This window comes from Synechocystis sp. FACHB-908 (genome assembly GCF_014698595.1).
Classification (GTDB): domain Bacteria; phylum Cyanobacteriota; class Cyanobacteriia; order Cyanobacteriales; family Microcystaceae; genus Synechocystis.
The window spans coordinates 24259-39607 of sequence record NZ_JACJTH010000035.1 but is presented as its reverse complement, the minus strand read 5'-3'; the positions used below and the strand labels follow the sequence as shown (position 1 = coordinate 39607).

General features: G+C 49.0%; 17 protein-coding genes and 2 tRNA genes. 11 read left to right on the top strand and 8 right to left on the bottom strand.

The features are described from left to right. Window positions 1–46 precede the first annotated feature (46 nt). From H6G46_RS12170 to fghA, 4 genes are all read left to right on the top strand, one after another. Complete coding sequence (locus tag H6G46_RS12170; RefSeq protein WP_158299071.1) at window positions 47–184, top strand: hypothetical protein; 138 nt, start codon at window positions 47–49, stop codon at window positions 182–184. A gap of 97 nt (window positions 185–281) precedes the next feature. Continuing rightward, a tRNA-Arg gene (locus H6G46_RS12165) sits at window positions 282–354 on the top strand. Window positions 355–382: 28 nt separating this feature from the next. Next, complete coding sequence (locus tag H6G46_RS12160) at window positions 383–1492, top strand: S-(hydroxymethyl)glutathione dehydrogenase/class III alcohol dehydrogenase (RefSeq protein WP_010871793.1); 1110 nt, start codon at window positions 383–385, stop codon at window positions 1490–1492. A gap of 8 nt (window positions 1493–1500) precedes the next feature. After that, entirely contained in the window at window positions 1501–2331 is an 831-nt protein-coding gene (fghA, locus tag H6G46_RS12155) for an S-formylglutathione hydrolase (protein WP_010871792.1), read from the top strand. Between the two features lie 66 nt (window positions 2332–2397). On the opposite strand, the gene H6G46_RS12150 is transcribed toward fghA, so the two are convergent. From H6G46_RS12150 to H6G46_RS12135, 4 genes are all read right to left on the bottom strand, one after another. After that, window positions 2398–2736, bottom strand: a complete 339-nt coding sequence (locus tag H6G46_RS12150) for a hypothetical protein (protein WP_010871791.1) — start codon at window positions 2734–2736, stop codon at window positions 2398–2400. Window positions 2737–2764: 28 nt separating this feature from the next. Further along, window positions 2765–3406: a PAP/fibrillin family protein gene (locus tag H6G46_RS12145; protein WP_010871790.1), complete on the bottom strand. Its 642-nt coding sequence runs from the start codon at window positions 3404–3406 to the stop codon at window positions 2765–2767. A gap of 6 nt (window positions 3407–3412) precedes the next feature. Then, the gene (locus H6G46_RS12140) at window positions 3413–3727 is read right to left on the bottom strand and encodes a cupin domain-containing protein (protein ID WP_010871789.1); all 315 of its coding nucleotides are present in this window, start codon (window positions 3725–3727) and stop codon (window positions 3413–3415) included. A gap of 126 nt (window positions 3728–3853) precedes the next feature. Continuing rightward, a complete protein-coding gene (locus tag H6G46_RS12135; RefSeq protein ID WP_010871788.1) occupies window positions 3854–5143 on the bottom strand; it encodes an aspartate aminotransferase family protein in 1290 nt (429 codons plus the stop codon). A 123-nt stretch (window positions 5144–5266) separates the two neighbouring features. On the opposite strand from H6G46_RS12135, the gene H6G46_RS12130 reads away from it, so the two are divergent. The 3 genes from H6G46_RS12130 to H6G46_RS12120 all read left to right on the top strand — a co-directional run bounded on the left by H6G46_RS12130 (window position 5267) and on the right by H6G46_RS12120 (window position 7887). Beyond that, window positions 5267–6364 carry a potassium channel protein gene (locus tag H6G46_RS12130; RefSeq protein ID WP_010871787.1) on the top strand — a complete coding sequence of 366 codons (1098 nt, stop codon included), beginning with the start codon at window positions 5267–5269 and terminating at the stop codon, window positions 6362–6364. A gap of 19 nt (window positions 6365–6383) precedes the next feature. After that, complete coding sequence (locus H6G46_RS12125; RefSeq protein ID WP_020861480.1) at window positions 6384–7106, top strand: OB-fold-containig protein; 723 nt, start codon at window positions 6384–6386, stop codon at window positions 7104–7106. Between the two features lie 85 nt (window positions 7107–7191). After that, entirely contained in the window at window positions 7192–7887 is a 696-nt protein-coding gene (locus H6G46_RS12120) for a Uma2 family endonuclease (protein ID WP_010871785.1), read from the top strand. A gap of 36 nt (window positions 7888–7923) precedes the next feature. Here H6G46_RS12120 and H6G46_RS12115 read toward each other — a convergent pair whose 3' ends face one another. Together H6G46_RS12115 and H6G46_RS12110 are read right to left on the bottom strand one after the other, a co-directional pair. After that, window positions 7924–8214 carry a DUF2470 domain-containing protein gene (locus H6G46_RS12115; protein ID WP_010871784.1) on the bottom strand — a complete coding sequence of 97 codons (291 nt, stop codon included), beginning with the start codon at window positions 8212–8214 and terminating at the stop codon, window positions 7924–7926. Window positions 8215–8356: 142 nt separating this feature from the next. After that, window positions 8357–9508 (bottom strand): NAD-dependent epimerase/dehydratase family protein, encoded by a 1152-nt coding sequence (locus tag H6G46_RS12110; protein ID WP_010871783.1) that lies wholly within the window; start codon window positions 9506–9508, stop codon window positions 8357–8359. 124 nt (window positions 9509–9632) lie between these two features. Between H6G46_RS12110 and miaB the strand changes: the two genes are divergently transcribed. Further along, window positions 9633–10988 (top strand): tRNA (N6-isopentenyl adenosine(37)-C2)-methylthiotransferase MiaB, encoded by a 1356-nt coding sequence (gene miaB, locus H6G46_RS12105; protein WP_010871782.1) that lies wholly within the window; start codon window positions 9633–9635, stop codon window positions 10986–10988. Between the two features lie 83 nt (window positions 10989–11071). Further along, window positions 11072–12091 carry a hypothetical protein gene (locus H6G46_RS12100; protein WP_020861477.1) on the top strand — a complete coding sequence of 340 codons (1020 nt, stop codon included), beginning with the start codon at window positions 11072–11074 and terminating at the stop codon, window positions 12089–12091. Window positions 12092–12495: 404 nt separating this feature from the next. Here the strand turns inward: H6G46_RS12100 and H6G46_RS12095 are convergent. Continuing rightward, window positions 12496–12576 (bottom strand) — tRNA-Leu (locus H6G46_RS12095). 146 nt (window positions 12577–12722) lie between these two features. Next, on the bottom strand, window positions 12723–13667 hold the full coding sequence (locus tag H6G46_RS12090) for a PhzF family phenazine biosynthesis protein (RefSeq protein WP_010871780.1): 945 nt from the start codon (window positions 13665–13667) through the stop codon (window positions 12723–12725). 119 nt (window positions 13668–13786) lie between these two features. Between H6G46_RS12090 and H6G46_RS12085 the strand changes: the two genes are divergently transcribed. Further along, window positions 13787–13984 carry a hypothetical protein gene (locus H6G46_RS12085; protein WP_010871779.1) on the top strand — a complete coding sequence of 66 codons (198 nt, stop codon included), beginning with the start codon at window positions 13787–13789 and terminating at the stop codon, window positions 13982–13984. A 303-nt stretch (window positions 13985–14287) separates the two neighbouring features. Continuing rightward, window positions 14288–15325 (top strand): LysR family transcriptional regulator, encoded by a 1038-nt coding sequence (locus tag H6G46_RS12080; RefSeq protein WP_010871778.1) that lies wholly within the window; start codon window positions 14288–14290, stop codon window positions 15323–15325. The last annotated feature ends 24 nt before the right edge of the window (window positions 15326–15349 follow it).

Sequence of the window (15349 nt, the reverse complement as noted above, 5' to 3'; positions counted from 1 at the left end):
TATGAACCAAACAATCTACTAATGGTATATTGACCTTTATTGAAAAATGCGCTACGCAAAGGCGAAAGATACAAAAATTCACACCCAAATGACCGTTGCCAAAAAGGAACGGGGTAATGATGTCAGCAAGCCCCCATCTGTTGCTCTTTTGCCCAGTCCCGATGTGCACTGTCAACAGCCGTAGCTGTCAACTATCCTTTCCCTGTCCCCCGGAAATATTCCATTAACACCGAAATCCTAGCCCCAAAAAATATGGGAGAATGGAATTGAGTAGCAAGCCTGGGTGCGTAGCTCAGTGGATAGAGCATCCGCCTTCTAAGCGGACGGTCGCAGGTTCGAATCCTGCCGCACCCGTTATTCCCTTCAACGTTAAGGATCTGCTATGAAATCCCGTGCCGCCGTTGCCTTTGAAGTGGGCAAACCTTTGCAAATTGTGGAAATAGATGTGGCTCCACCCCAGCAAGGCGAAGTTTTGGTCAAGATCACCCATACCGGAGTCTGCCACACGGACGCATTTACCCTCAGCGGCGATGACCCGGAAGGACTTTTTCCCGTTGTGCTGGGCCATGAGGGAGCAGGCATTGTGGTTGAAGTGGGGGAAGGGGTAACCAGTGTTCAACTGGGAGACCACGTTATCCCCCTTTACACTGCTGAATGTGGGAAATGTTTGTTTTGTCGCTCCGGTAAAACCAATCTCTGCGTTGCAGTGCGGGCCACCCAAGGCAAAGGGGTTATGCCCGATGGCACCAGTCGTTTTTCCTACAATGGCCAGTCCCTCTATCACTACATGGGTTGTAGCACCTTTAGCGAATATACCGTTGTTGCCGAAGTTTCCCTCGCCAAAATTAACCCCGAAGCAAACCACGAACACGTTTGTTTACTGGGTTGCGGCGTCACCACAGGCATCGGCGCTGTGCACAATACCGCCAAAGTACAACCAGGAGACTCAGTGGCGGTGTTTGGCCTGGGGGGCATCGGCCTCGCTGTTGTACAGGGAGCTCGTCAGGCCAAAGCTGGTCGCATCATTGCCATCGACACCAACCCCGCCAAATTTGAGCTAGCGAAGCAGATGGGCGCCACTGACTGCATTAATCCCAAAGACCATGACCAACCCATTCAGCAAGTCATAGTGGAAATGACCGGCTGGGGAGTGGACCACTCCTTTGAATGCATCGGCAATGTGGAAGTAATGCGCTCCGCTCTGGAATGTGCCCACCGGGGTTGGGGGCAATCGGTAATCATTGGCGTAGCAGGGGCTGGCCAAGAAATTTCCACCAGACCATTCCAGCTTGTTACCGGCCGCAAATGGATGGGCACCGCTTTTGGCGGTGTGAAAGGTCGTTCCCAATTACCAGGTATGGTGGAACAATCCATGCGGGGGGAGATCCAACTAGCCCCCTTTGTTACCCACACCATGGAACTAAAGGATATCAACCAAGCCTTTGACCTCATGCATGACGGCAAATCGATTCGCAGTGTGATCCACTACTAATACAACCCATGGAACGATTAGAACACCACGCCAGCTTTGGGGGTTGGCAAAGCGTTTATAGCCATCACAGCGCTGTGCTTAATTGCACCATGAACGTTGGCGTTTACCTGCCTCCCCAGGCTACTAACCAACATTGCCCAGTTTTGTACTGGCTGTCTGGCCTCACCTGTACTGAACAAAATGCCATCACTAAATCGGGTCTACAGCAGCACGCAGCAAAGCATGGACTAATTATGGTGACGCCAGACACTAGCCCCCGGGGTGAAGGCGTAACTGATTCTGAAGATTATGACCTCGGTATGGGAGCCGGTTTCTATCTCAACGCCACCCAACCTCCCTGGGCAGCCCACTATCAAATGCATGATTACATTGTGCAAGAGCTGCCTACGTGGATTGAGGCTAATTTTGCCGCCACCGATGCCCGGAGTATTTTTGGCCATTCCATGGGGGGCCATGGGGCCCTAGTCATTGCCCTGCGTAATCCCGGTCGTTATCGCAGTGTTTCCACCTTCTCTCCCATTGTTGCCCCCACTCAAGTTCCCTGGGGACAAAAGGCCTTCCAAGCTTATTTAGGGGATAACCAGTTAAGCTGGCAAGCTTGGGATACCTGTGCTCTGATTAAATCGGCTCCAGAGCGGCTACCATTTTTCGTGGACTATGGCGACGCTGATCCATTCCTCCCTACCCAATTGCGGCCAGAGTTACTCCAAGCGGCCTGCACGGCGGCTAACCATCCCCTCACCCTCCGTATGCAACCGGGCTATGACCATAGCTATTACTTTATTGCTAGTTTCATCGGTGATCACATGGATTGGCATGGAGCGGCGCTGCTAAACTAGTTTCCCCCTAATTTTTCCTGGGGAAACACCCAAAAATATGCCGAAAAATATTGGCAAAGATTAAGGTTACGGCAGGCCAGGAAAACTATCCACGTACTGAATTTTAACGTCGGGAAAGGATTCGACAATTTGAACTTTGGTATCGGGAAAGGAGGTGACAATTTGCCATTGCCCACATTGATTGGGAAAACTTTCCACTAGTTGCACCTTAAGATCGGGAAAAGAACTGACCACCTGCACTGTGAGATCGGGGAAAGAGCCAACTAATTGAATTTTGCCGTAGAGGGGATGGCCATTGAAGCTACAATCGCCAATGTTAATGGTTTCTTCCGCTCCCACACCACGATTAATAAAGAGGGAAAACAAACAGTTACAAACTAATATTATTCCCAACTTATTTTTCATGAGCTTCTGCTCTCAATCATAGTTAATTCTATGGGGTAACTTCAGACACTTTTGACAACACAAATAGACTACCTTCGCCACCTCTACCGATTCTCAAATCATCATCAAGGTAGGTGATTTCTAAGAAAGGAATTCTTCCCTCTGGCGATCGGGCAGGTACAACTTTGGCTGGGTCTAACTTGGGGGTGGGGACACCCATTAATTTTTGAATGGAAATCATTCTTTCTAAAAATTCCACATTGATGCGCTTATCCGGTAGCACTGTCCCAGCCGGTTTGGCAATTTCAAACTTTGCTGTTACTTTGACATAACCTTTTGCTAGCCCCAGGGGATGGTAAACAAAAGCTTGATTTAGAAACGATTGATTGGGGACGTTAATGATTTGATAAATACGGCCAACTTTCAGCCCCAGGGGCAACTTATCTAGGGATCTAATTTCCCTGGCAGTGGAGTAATTTAACCACCAATTGCCATCTAATAATTGGGGTGAGTATAACAGTGGGGATAGGTTAGGATTTAAGGCTTCGATCGCCGTCACTAGGGATTCAATTTGTTGGCAGGTGGTGGCAGATAAAGTACGATTGGTGAGGGGAGCGCCCCGCTTTGCTGTTTGTAGCGGTTGAATTAAGGTTGATAGTTTTTGCTTTAAAGTTTGACGCTCTAGGGACATAGGGATTTAACTAAAATGTAAAGCTAGCCAAATGCAAGGGGGTTCATGAGTGGTAAATGTTACCCGATGTTTTTGCCGAGCCGGAATGAGCAGATAATCCCCTTGACCAAGGCTAATCACTGCACCGGTATCGTAGGTTATTTCTGCTTTTCCCTGCAACAATACTACCCATTCTGGACGGTCTTGGTCATACCATTCCCCTGGCGGAGTTATCTGCCCAGTGGAAATAATTCGTTCTAAAGTAATATTTTTATTTTCCAGCAGCAGGTCAAATTGCTCTTGATCCGGTAGGCGATCGGGCAATTGCCAAAGGTTTTTCATGGCGTGGCAAGGAGAAAAAATTTCAGCAAGTCAACTAGGCCAATGGTTTGATTTCCCAGTAACAAACCGCCCCAGACTGCGATTTAAAAACTAGGACGGTGTGATATTTATTCAATAATTAACTGATCAAACCAAAGTGGCGATCGCCTGACGGAGAATTTCCACTGCCTGGGCAATTTCTGCTTCCGTCACCACTAGGGGGGGCACAAACCGTAACACTTTGGGACCAGCGGGGGCCAGGAGTAAACCCTGTTCCATGGCGGCTTTGACAATTTCAACGGAGGTGAGGGAACTTTCGGCGCTAATTTCCAGACCGTTGATTAAGCCCCAACCCCGGACTTCGGTAAAGAGTGTGGGATATTGATTTTTAATTTCCGCCAAACCACTCCGTAGCTGTTCCCCCCGGGCCTGGACATTGTCCAACAGGCGATCGCCTTCAATGGTTTTTAAGACCGCTAGCCCAGCGGCACAGGCCAGGGGATTACCACCAAAGGTACTGGCATGGTTGCCCGGCTCAAATACGTCACAGAATTTTTTGCACATCATCGCCCCAATGGGAACGCCCCCGGCCAGACCCTTGGCACTGGTGAAAATGTCTGGCTCCACCCCTAGATGTTCGTAGCCCCACAACTTGCCAGTGCGTCCTACCCCCACTTGCACTTCGTCAAAGACCAACAAAATATCGTTTTGGTCACAGATCTCCCGCACCCGTTTGAAATAGGCCAAATCCCCAGGGCGGACTCCCCCCTCCCCTTGGAGAGGTTCGAGGAAAATGGCTGCCACTCGACTATTACCTTCATCTAAATCAGCCACTTTATTTTCCAAAGAGCGAATATCGTTATAGGGTACGTAGTCAAAGCCGGGCACCAGAGGGTCAAAATATTGCTGATATTTAGGCTGGCCCGTGGCGGTGATGGTGGCTAGGGTACGGCCGTGGAAACTAGCTTTGGCGGTGAGAATAACGGGCTGTTCGAGGAAATCCAGGACAGTGTGGGCATATTTTCGCACTAATTTAATCGCCGCTTCATTGGCCTCTGCCCCAGAGTTGCAAAAGAAAACCCGGTCCGCACAGGAATGCTCCACAATCCATTTAGCCAACTCCCCTTGTTCGGGAATATAGTACAAGTTTGAGACGTGGTGGAGCTTTTGAATTTGGTCAGAAACCGCCCTAACCAAGGCCGGATGGGCGTGGCCAAGGGTACAGGTGGCAATGCCAGCGACAAAATCAAGATAACTCTTGCCCTCGGTATCCCATAAAGTACTGCCCTGACCCCTGGCGATCGCAATGGGAAATCGCCCATAGGTGTTCATCACATAGGTATCAAAATCTGCGGTTTTAAACTCGGCGGCAGGGGATAGGTCGGTTACGGCAAAAGCTTGGGCTTCGACGGATTCAACAACAGGGGAATAGGTCACGGGGGGCTCCTAACGCGTTAGACTGGCCAAATTTGGATATGGTCTGCAGGGGTAGGGTCACCCCTCTGAAATAATTGTCTCCTGATCTTAAATCGACTGACCTGTTTTAAGTGAGGTTTTAGGATGGGATTGGGATCATCAAGTCAGGAAAACCTGTTAAATCTCATCGATCGCCAGGGGCGCAGGTTAAGACAGGAATTAATGGCTGGGGCCATTACCCTAGCGGGCCTATTTGTGGTCGGTACGGCCTGGTACAGATACGTGGAAGACTGGACTTGGTTAGATGCCTTCTACATGACCACCATTACCCTAGCCACCGTTGGCTTTGGGGAAACCCATCCCCTCAGTCCGGCATCCCGTTTATTTACCATTTTGCTGATTTTGATGGGCTTGTTGACCATCGGCTACATGGTAAATCGTTTCACCGAAGCCTTTATCCAAGGATACTTTCAAGATAGTTTACGCCGGCGGCAGGAGCAAAAGGTGATTGAGCGATTAGCGGACCATTATATTCTTTGTGGCTATGGACGCACAGGGCAACAAATTGCCTTTGAGTTTGCCGTAGAAAATATTCCCTTTGTGGTGATTGACGCTTCCCCAGAGGTTATTATCCAGGCAAAGCTGAGGGACTATGCTGTCCTCCAGGGAGATGCCACCCTGGACGAAATCCTCCTGGCAGCCCACATTGAACGGGCTATTTGTATTGTTTCTGCCCTTTCCTCCGACGCAGAAAATTTATATACGGTGCTTTCTGCTAAAACCCTCAATCCGAAAATTCGGGCGATCGCCAGGGCCAGTTCCGAAGAAGCGGTGCAAAAACTGAAACGGGCCGGGGCTGATGAAGTGGTTTCTCCTTACATTACCGGGGGTAAACGGCTAGCGGCGGCGGCATTGCGACCCCAGGTGGTGAGTTTTGTTGATGGTATTCTCACCGGAGCGGACCGTTCCTTCTATATGGAAGAATTTCGCATTGGGGCCGAAGACTGTCCCTACATTGGCCAAACCTTGCGGGAGGCCCAACTCCGGGCCCAATCAGGAGCATTAATTCTGGCCATTCGTCGCCAAGATCGTAAATTAATTGTGGGCCCCATGGGGGACACCCATTTACTAGACGCTGATTCTCTCATTTGCCTAGGCACAGTAGAACAACTTCGTGCCCTCAACCAACTTCTTTGTCCCCTCAATCCAGCACGGGTACGTCTGCCAAAAAACCATCGTTAGTATAAGGAATACCGTCATTATGCTTTTCCACTTAGCTAATTTGACCTACTGGTTACTGCTGGGGTTGGGAATACTCTGCCTAGGATTGATGATAATTTCTGGGGATGGGGATGAAGATTTGGATGTGGAAATGTCCCTAGAAGCGAGCTCCGATGTGGACATCACCCATTTAGACGTGGAGCTTGACCAGGGGGGAGACATGGAAGAGGGGGAAGCCGTGCCCATGGCCCTGCAAGTACTCTCCTTTTTCGGTTTGGGTAAAGTTCCGTTGATGATTCTCCTCGGTATAGATTTTAGTCTCTGGGGAGTAATCGGCTGGATATTGAATGTGACTGTAGCTACGGTGACGGGGACTATGCCTAGGGAACTAATGGGTTGGGCTGGGATAATTTTCCTGGTTTCCCTGGCCATCAGTCTTTGGCTTGGTCGCCTTGCTTCCCGTCCGATCGCCCATTTATTTAAGACCTTTAGCCAGGATGTCAGCACAGAACGGGTCATTGGTTGCACGGGCACTGTCACCTCGAAAAAGTTGCCCTACCTAGCCAATGGCACCATCGGCCAAGCCCATGTTTATGACAATGCGGGAAATCTAATCACCATCAGCGTTAGCCTACCGGATTGGGCCACCGTCATTCCCCACCATAATCAGGAAATTTTGATCATTGACCAGTCCCCCAAGGGTTATGGCTACCTGGCGATCGCCAAGGACAGTTCCGACGAGGATAAATGGTTAAAGTCTTAAAGACCCAAACTTTTCAGTGTTGGTCAAAGTCCCACCCATGCGAGGCATTGTCTAGACTGGAGAAAAAATTGCGAGGATTAACCCCATGACCGTAGCCCTCGACCGAGAAATCATTTACCCCGACAGCGATGGACAGCCCATGGCCGACAACACAGAACAATTTGAATGGATTGTCCTCCTGAAAGAAAATTTGGAATGCCTCTTCGCCCACAACCCAGACGTATTTGTCGGGGGAGACCTGTTGTGGTATCCCGTGGAAGGGCATCCAGAAATTCGCGTGGCACCGGACGTAATGGTGGCTTTGGGCAGACCCAAGGGAAAACGGGGTTCCTACCGCCAGTGGCAGGAAAATAACCAAGCGCCCCAAGTGGTGTTTGAAATTTTATCCCCTGGCAACACCCTCAAGGAAATGACCAAAAAGTTGAAGTTCTATGACCATCACGGCGTAGAAGAGTACTATGTTTATGATCCAGATGACAATGAGCTAACTGGGTTGCAACGAATTGGCGGAGAGTTGACCATCATCGAGGAGATGGCCCATTGGGTTAGTCCTTTGTTGGGCATAAAATTTGAGCTGAGCGCTGAGACTTTGCGGGTTTATTATCCTGACGGGCGACCTTTTCTCTCCACCGTGGCATTAGCAACCCAGGCTGAACAAGCATCCCAACGGGCCAACGAAGAGGCTCAACGGGCTGAGCGGGAAAAACTCCGGGCCGAATTAGCGGAAGCAGAAAACGATCGCCTCAAGGCATTGTTAGCGGAGGCCGGCATTGACGTTTAACGGTTGTCCAGGTAGCGGCAGAATCCATGGAGCAAATTAGCTATTTTTACCAACACTCCGGGCCTGCTTAGCCATGGCAATCAATACTTGGTGGGCATCTTCAGAATCCTTCAGGGGTTGCTCGAATTCAATGCGGATAGTTTTTGAGCCACCCTCACTTTCCACCACTAAATCCATACCCGTGGGATCGATGGCCTGCATCTGGGCCATGGTTACATCGGTTTGTTGACCAAAAACCTGGGCATAAAGGGCGATCGCCGAGGCATGGTCTTCGTTCATGTGTTTACAAATGCGGTCACTGATAGCAGGGGTGAGGGGATCAGCCATAATTTTTGCCAATGAAAAATAAAAAATCTAAAAATTAACCAGAATTCCGTCTAGAGCAATGTGGGTTAAGAAAAACTCTTCCCCACCAGAATTGGAAAAAGAAAACCCCCACCAAACTAGTGAGGGTAACCTTCATCAGAACCTAGCCGCGCCAGGTAACTTTCGGCAGAATGTGTTTTTGATCCACCCGGTCTTTGTACTTGGTGGCAAAGTTCAACAGGGAATCGAGCAAAGAATCAGACAAGAAGTGGGGTTGGAGTCCCAAATCCAGCAGATTGGTATTGACGGCGTTGAAATAGTGTTCTTCCAACTCAACCCGGGGATTTTCCAAGTGGTCAATTTCCACTTTTAGACCGAGATCCGCGCCCGCTTTTTGCACCATTTGGGCCAAGTCACCAACGCTGAACAGTTCCGTATATTGGTTAAACACCCGGAATTGACCTTTATCGGCCGGGTTGGCGATCGCCAGTTCAATACAGCGCACCGTATCCCGAATATCCAGCAAACCACGGGTTTGTCCACCTTTACCGTACACTGTCAGGGGATGGCCAATGGCCGCCTGAATACAAAAACGATTCAGAGCCGTACCAAATACACCGTCATAATCAAGACGGTTGATCAGCATTTCATCCATGCCGGTTTCTTCGGTGAGTACCCCGTAAACAATGCCCTGGTTTAAATCCGTGGCCCGCAGACCCCAGATTTTGCAAGCGAAGTGGATGTTATGGCTATCGTGAACCTTACTGAGGTGATAGAAACTACCGGGTTGTTTGGGGTAGGGTAGGGTGTCTTTACGACCTTTATGCTCAATGGTGATGTACCCTTCTTCGATGTCAATGTTGGGCGTACCGTATTCCCCCATGGTGCCTAGTTTCACCAAATGACAATCGGGGAAATCTTCCTTCAGTGCATAGAGCAGATTCAAGTTGCCCAATACGTTATTGGCCTGGGTCAGCACCGCATGTTCCCGGTCAATCATGGAAAAAGGCGCTGACCGTTGCTCCCCAAAATGCACCACCGCATCGGGCTGGAACTGACGGAGGGCGTTGGTCAAAAAGGGATAGTCGTTAATATCGCCAATGAACAGGTCGATCTTTTTGCCGGTCAACTCATACCAACGATCAAGGCGTTGCCGGATGGGGGCGATGGGAGTCAAGGTTTCAGCCCCCAACTGGGCGTCCCAATAGCGCCGCACCAAACTGTCTAAAATACCGACTTCATAGCCTTTGTTAGAGAGATACAGTGCCGTGGCCCAACCACAGTAACCATCACCGCCAATAACCAGAGCTCTCATATTAAATCCGAGTAAATGTCTATCACTGATATCTGTCCAATTTATCAGGTTGGGGGACAGCCGGGGGTCAAGACGGGGAACTATAATCAGACATTGTGCTGTTCATTGCTTCGCCCTATTTCCCATGAATGTTTCCCACCGTCGCTACCACATTATTACCTTTGGCTGCCAGATGAATAAGGCGGACTCGGAAAGGATGGCCGGCATTCTGGAAAATTTGGGCATGACCTACACCGATGACCCCAACCAGGCGGATTTAGTCCTCTACAATACCTGTTCTATTCGGGACAACGCTGAGCAAAAAGTCTACTCATACCTTGGTCGTCAAGCCAAAAGGAAACAAGTAGAACCGGAATTAACTCTGGTGGTGGCGGGCTGTGTGGCCCAACAGGAAGGGGAGCAATTATTGCGCCGGGTGCCAGAGTTGGACCTGGTGATGGGGCCTCAACATGCGAATCGGCTAGATCAGTTACTAGAACAGGTGTGGGCTGGTAGTCAGGTGGTGGCGACGGAGAGTCTGCACATTATGGAAGACATCACCAAACCCCGGCGGGAAAGCACCGTCAGTGCCTGGGTGAATATTATCTACGGTTGTAATGAACGTTGTAGTTATTGTGTGGTGCCCAATGTGCGGGGGGTAGAACAATCCCGTACTCCAGAAGCCATTTATGGAGAAATGGAAGTCCTGGCCCAACAAGGATTTAAAGAGGTCACACTACTGGGGCAAAACATTGATGCCTACGGCCGGGATCTACCAGGCACCACTCCATCGGGTCGCCATCTCCATACCCTGACGGATTTGCTCTACCACGTCCATGATATTGAGGGGATTGATCGCCTGCGGTTTGCCACTAGCCATCCCCGTTATTTCACCGAACGGTTAATTCAAGCCTGCCAAGAATTGCCCAAGGTTTGTGAACATTTCCATATTCCTTTCCAATCGGGGGATAACGACATTCTTAAAGCAATGAAACGGGGCTACACCAGGGAAAAATATTTACAGATCATTGAAAAAATCCGTCGCTATATGCCCGATGCGGCCATCAGTGCCGATGTGATTGTTGGTTTCCCAGGGGAAACGGAAGCCCAGTTTGAAAATACCCTCAACCTAATTGAAGAGGTTGGTTTTGACCTACTCAACACCGCTGCCTATTCTCCCCGTCCCGGCACCCCCGCGGCCTTCTGGGACAATCAACTTTCCGAAGAAGTCAAAGGCGATCGCCTGCAAAGATTAAATCATCTAGTTTCCACCCAGGCCATGGAACGCTCCCAACGTTACCTCGGTCGGGTGGAAGAAGTGCTGGTGGAAGGGGAAAACCTTAAGAGCCCAGGGCAGGTGATGGGACGCACCAGGGGCAACCGCTTAACTTTTTTCCAAGGAGAGATTAGCGAACTATTGGGTAAAACAGTGCCGGTAAAAATTACCGAAGCCCGGGCCTTTAGCCTCACCGGGGAAGCTTTAAGTTTAGTTACTGCCTAGGCAAAAAAGTTATGGCCCCGAAAAATTCCTGCCACAATGGAGATTGGAAAAATCAACGGTCTAATTTGGGGGAGATGATAGTCATGGCTCCATATCAGAGTTTTCACATTGGTCTGCTGGGGTTGGCCCTAGCCTCGGTTTGGCCCCTATCTGCTTGTGCCATTACTCCCTCCTTCCCTCCAGCAGTAGAGCAGAATCAACAGGTGAATGGCGATCGCCAAGAAGTGCAACTGGCTCAAAACTCAGACACATATACTTTTGAGACCTTTGATCCTAATAGCGACGAACCAAAATTAAACGGAAAAGTAGAAAAAGGCGATGTGAGTGCCAGCATCAGCTATCGCCAAGAAAAACATGATGGCTATGAAAGTTGGTTTCCCACCGTCACCGTTAAATTTAAAAACAAAATTGTAGCCACTCTAGAAGGGTCAGAGTCCCCCATGCCCATCGCTTTGCTGCAGATTACTGATATGGATCGGGATAATCCTTATCCAGCAGTGCTTTTTGCTACCTATACCGGCGGTGCCCATTGTTGCAACGAGGTCAAAGTCTTTACCAGTAATCAAAATGGGAGTGATTGGTCTGTACGGGACTTCGGCTTTTTTAATGGTGGCCCCCATCCGGCGGAAGATCTAAATAATGATGGTTGGGATGAGTATGTAGAGGTAGATAATCGTTTCCTTTATCTCTTTTCCTCCTATGCCGGTAGTGCGGCCCCAGCCCAGATTTGGGCTCTGCAAAATGGTCAAGTAGTGGATGTGTCCTTTGAGCCTAGCTTCCAATTTATCCATCGAGAAAATGCTCAATCTATGGAAAAAGATCTGCCAGAAATTGTAGCCCAGGATTCGGAAAAGAACGGTTTTCTCGCCGCCTATGTCGCTAATAAAGCCCTAATTGGTGAATTGGATGAGGGCTGGCAGACCATGCTCAAATATTACGACCGGGAGTCTGATTGGGGGCTAACTAATTGTTTGGAATATGATGACCAAAGTAACTGTTTAAACGAGGTTAAATACGACTCCTATCCCGATGCTCTGAGGGCTTTTTTGGTAGAAGCTGGCTATATCGAGGCGAAATTTGAGGCTGAAAATAACACTCTTTAATTATCGTAATTTTCACAGAAGTATTGCTCTTTTATCATTGTAGGTTGCAGGGTAAAATAATTGGGACAAAAATAAGGTCTTCTAAAGACATTAATACCTTCTTAAATTTGTTAAATAAACAATGAAAGCTTCTTAATAACTGGGGGGTATAAATTACCGCCATTCAGGGCTTTGGTAAATTGAAGTAGCATAACGGCTGAATTATTAACCTCATGTTGTTAAGATTGCACTGAACGTCACTTAGTTTTTAAAGCCTGTTTCAGGATGGACGACTATTTATATTTCCCCGAGATTCTAAGGATCAAGTCACGAATCATTAGCTTCAGCACAAACCGCTTCGCCCGTACTAGAGATCTTAAAGAAAGCCGTCTTGGCTAAGAACAATAGAAGTTTTGTTCCCTTAATGCGGACGGGGAGACTCGAACTCCCACGCCAAAGACACTAGAACCTAAATCTAGCGCGTCTACCAATTCCGCCACGTCCGCGTCCGACCAACCATCCTATCACAATCCCCTCAATTTTTCCTCGTTGTGTACACAAGCAATGGTCAAATCCCATTTTCACCGCAGTTTGGGGTCGGGGAAGAAGAAAAATTTCTGCCCCCAGGGGGTGATAATTCTGCAATTTGTTTCTAATTCCCCAGGTTCATGAAGCCCTCCGAGACTAAAACGGATCGCCCGGCCACTTTCACTGCCCTAATCCCCTGACCGTCTTTTACCACAGTTAACTGTAATTGGCTGGGCCTTCCCAAGGCTTTGCCCTGTTCAATTTGCCAATGGTGTGAGCCTGGAGTGTCTAGGCGATCGTCTAAATAACCTCCCAATGCCGCTACCCCGGAGCCAGTGGCCGGATCTTCCGCAATGCCCAAACCAGGGGCAAACATCCGCCCATGGATCAACTTGTTATCGGACAAACCCAGTGAAGGATCTCCTGGGGCCAGGCAGTAAACGCAATCGGCCCATTGACCCGCCAAGAGATTTTGCCAAACCGATGGATTAAAACTAATCCGATTTAACGCCTCCTCATTTATCAGTGGAATAAATAAAAAGGGCAATCCACAGGAATAGGCTTGGGGTTCATATTCTCCTTGCTGTAGCTGATCAATGGATAATCCCAAAAGCAAGGCCAAATCTTCACAAGATGGGGCAGAATCCTTGGTTTGGGGAAGCTGGGCCACGGTTAATTCTGTTTGCACCAGTTGTCCTTGCTTGTAGTGGAGGGTAACGGGCACTAGGCCCACCGGCTCTTCCAACTGCCAAGTGGTGGTAACTAAAGGGCTGGGGGGCTGGAGCAAACCCAACAGATAGGTGGTCCCAATGGTGGGATGCCCTGCAAAATCCAATTCCCTTTTGGGGGTAAAAATTCTTAGGCGAAAATTCCCCGTTTCCGTCACTGGGGGCAAAACAAACACCGTTTCGGAATAATTGATTTCCGCTGCAATTTTTTGCATTTGTCCATCGGTCAAACCCTCAGCATCGGGAAAAACCGCCAGGGGATTACCGCCAAAAAGTTGGTCAGTGAACACGTCAAGGGTATAGAAGCCATAGCGCATAGGTCTAACTGGGGAATTGAACACAGGGAAGAAGGGGATGTAAATTTTTGTTTCTGTATAAAATGTTACAGAATTTGTGCTATAAATATTAAAGAGGGTAATTAACCAAAACTTTTTTCAGCAATCGTCAAGAGGTATTAACTATGTCTACTCAACAACAGGCTCGCGCTCTCATGATGCGCCACCACCAATTCATCAAAAACCGTCAACAATCCATGTTGTCCCGCGCTGCCGCTGAGATTGGCGTGGAAGCAGAAAAGGATTTTTGGACCACTGTGCAGGGCAAACCTCAATCCAGTTTCCGCACAACCTATGACCGCAGTAATGCTTCCCTGAGCTAGTTTCACTTTGACCAGGGTGTTTAATGCTGAAGGCTTTAGCGCCCAGCTGGGGTCGGCGGAGTAGCAAAAATAAGCTAATAACCACCATTTGGTGGATTTTGCAAAGGGAGGGAGTGAATCAACTGCCCTCTTTTTTGCGTCGACCATAGTAGATTAACTTTTTTTTAAGCGGGATCAGTCCTGATATTAACTAGGTTCCCATTAACGAATTAGACCCTGGGCGATACCGTTGCAAAGGCTCTAATTGTGGTACTGTCAGTGCAATAGGGCTGTCCCTGTCTTGTTCATCGTTTGGCTGGATCTATGTCGGATATCCCGTTCACGCTGGATCAACTTCGCATCCTCAAGGCGATCGCCTCGGAAGGCAGTTTTAAACGGGCGGCAGACACATTGTACGTTTCCCAACCGGCGGTTAGTTTGCAGGTGCAAAACCTGGAAAAACAGTTGAGTGTGCCCCTATTCGACCGGGGAGGACGCAAGGCCCAGTTGACGGAGGCAGGGCATTTGCTCCTCAATTACGGCGAAAAGATTATTACCCTCTGCCAAGAAACCTGTCGGGCGATCGAAGATTTACAGAATTTACAAGGAGGCACCCTGATTGTGGGGGCTTCCCAAACTACGGGCACCTACCTCCTACCTCGGATGATCGGCATGTTCCGGCAGCAATATCCTGACGTAACGGTGCAATTACAGGTCCATTCCACCCGTAGGACAGCTTGGGGCGTGGCCAATGGCCAGGTGGATTTGGCCATTATCGGCGGCGAAGTACCGGCGGAGTTGCAGGAAACTCTGACCGTGTTGCCCTACGCTGAAGACGAATTGGCCTTGATTTTGCCGGTGCTCCATCCCCTAGCCCAGGCAGAGACTATCCAAAAAGAAGATTTATACAAGCTCAAGTTTATTAGCCTCGATTCCCAGTCCACCATCCGCAAAGTGATTGATAAGGTGTTGAGCCAGGGGGAAATTGATACCAAGCGTCTCAAAATTGAAATGGAACTTAACTCCATTGAGGCGATTAAAAATGCGGTGCAGTCTGGTTTGGGGGCGGCCTTTGTCTCCACCACGGCAATCGAAAAGGAATTGGAGATGAATGTGCTCCATATCGCTCCGATTAAAAATGTGGAAATTCGCCGGGTTCTTTCCGTCATCATTAACCCTAACCGTTACCGTTCTAAGGCTTCCGCCGCTTTCATTCGGGAAGTATTGCCCCAATTTTCTACCCATCCCGATGCCCTCGACCCGGAAAGGTTATTCGCTAATCCCTACAGCTCCAATAACGGCGATCGCCAAGGGGATGGCAAGGACGGCAAAGGGAGCATTGAAATCGACTCGGTTACTTAAACAGACCAATTTAAGACAAGTTGG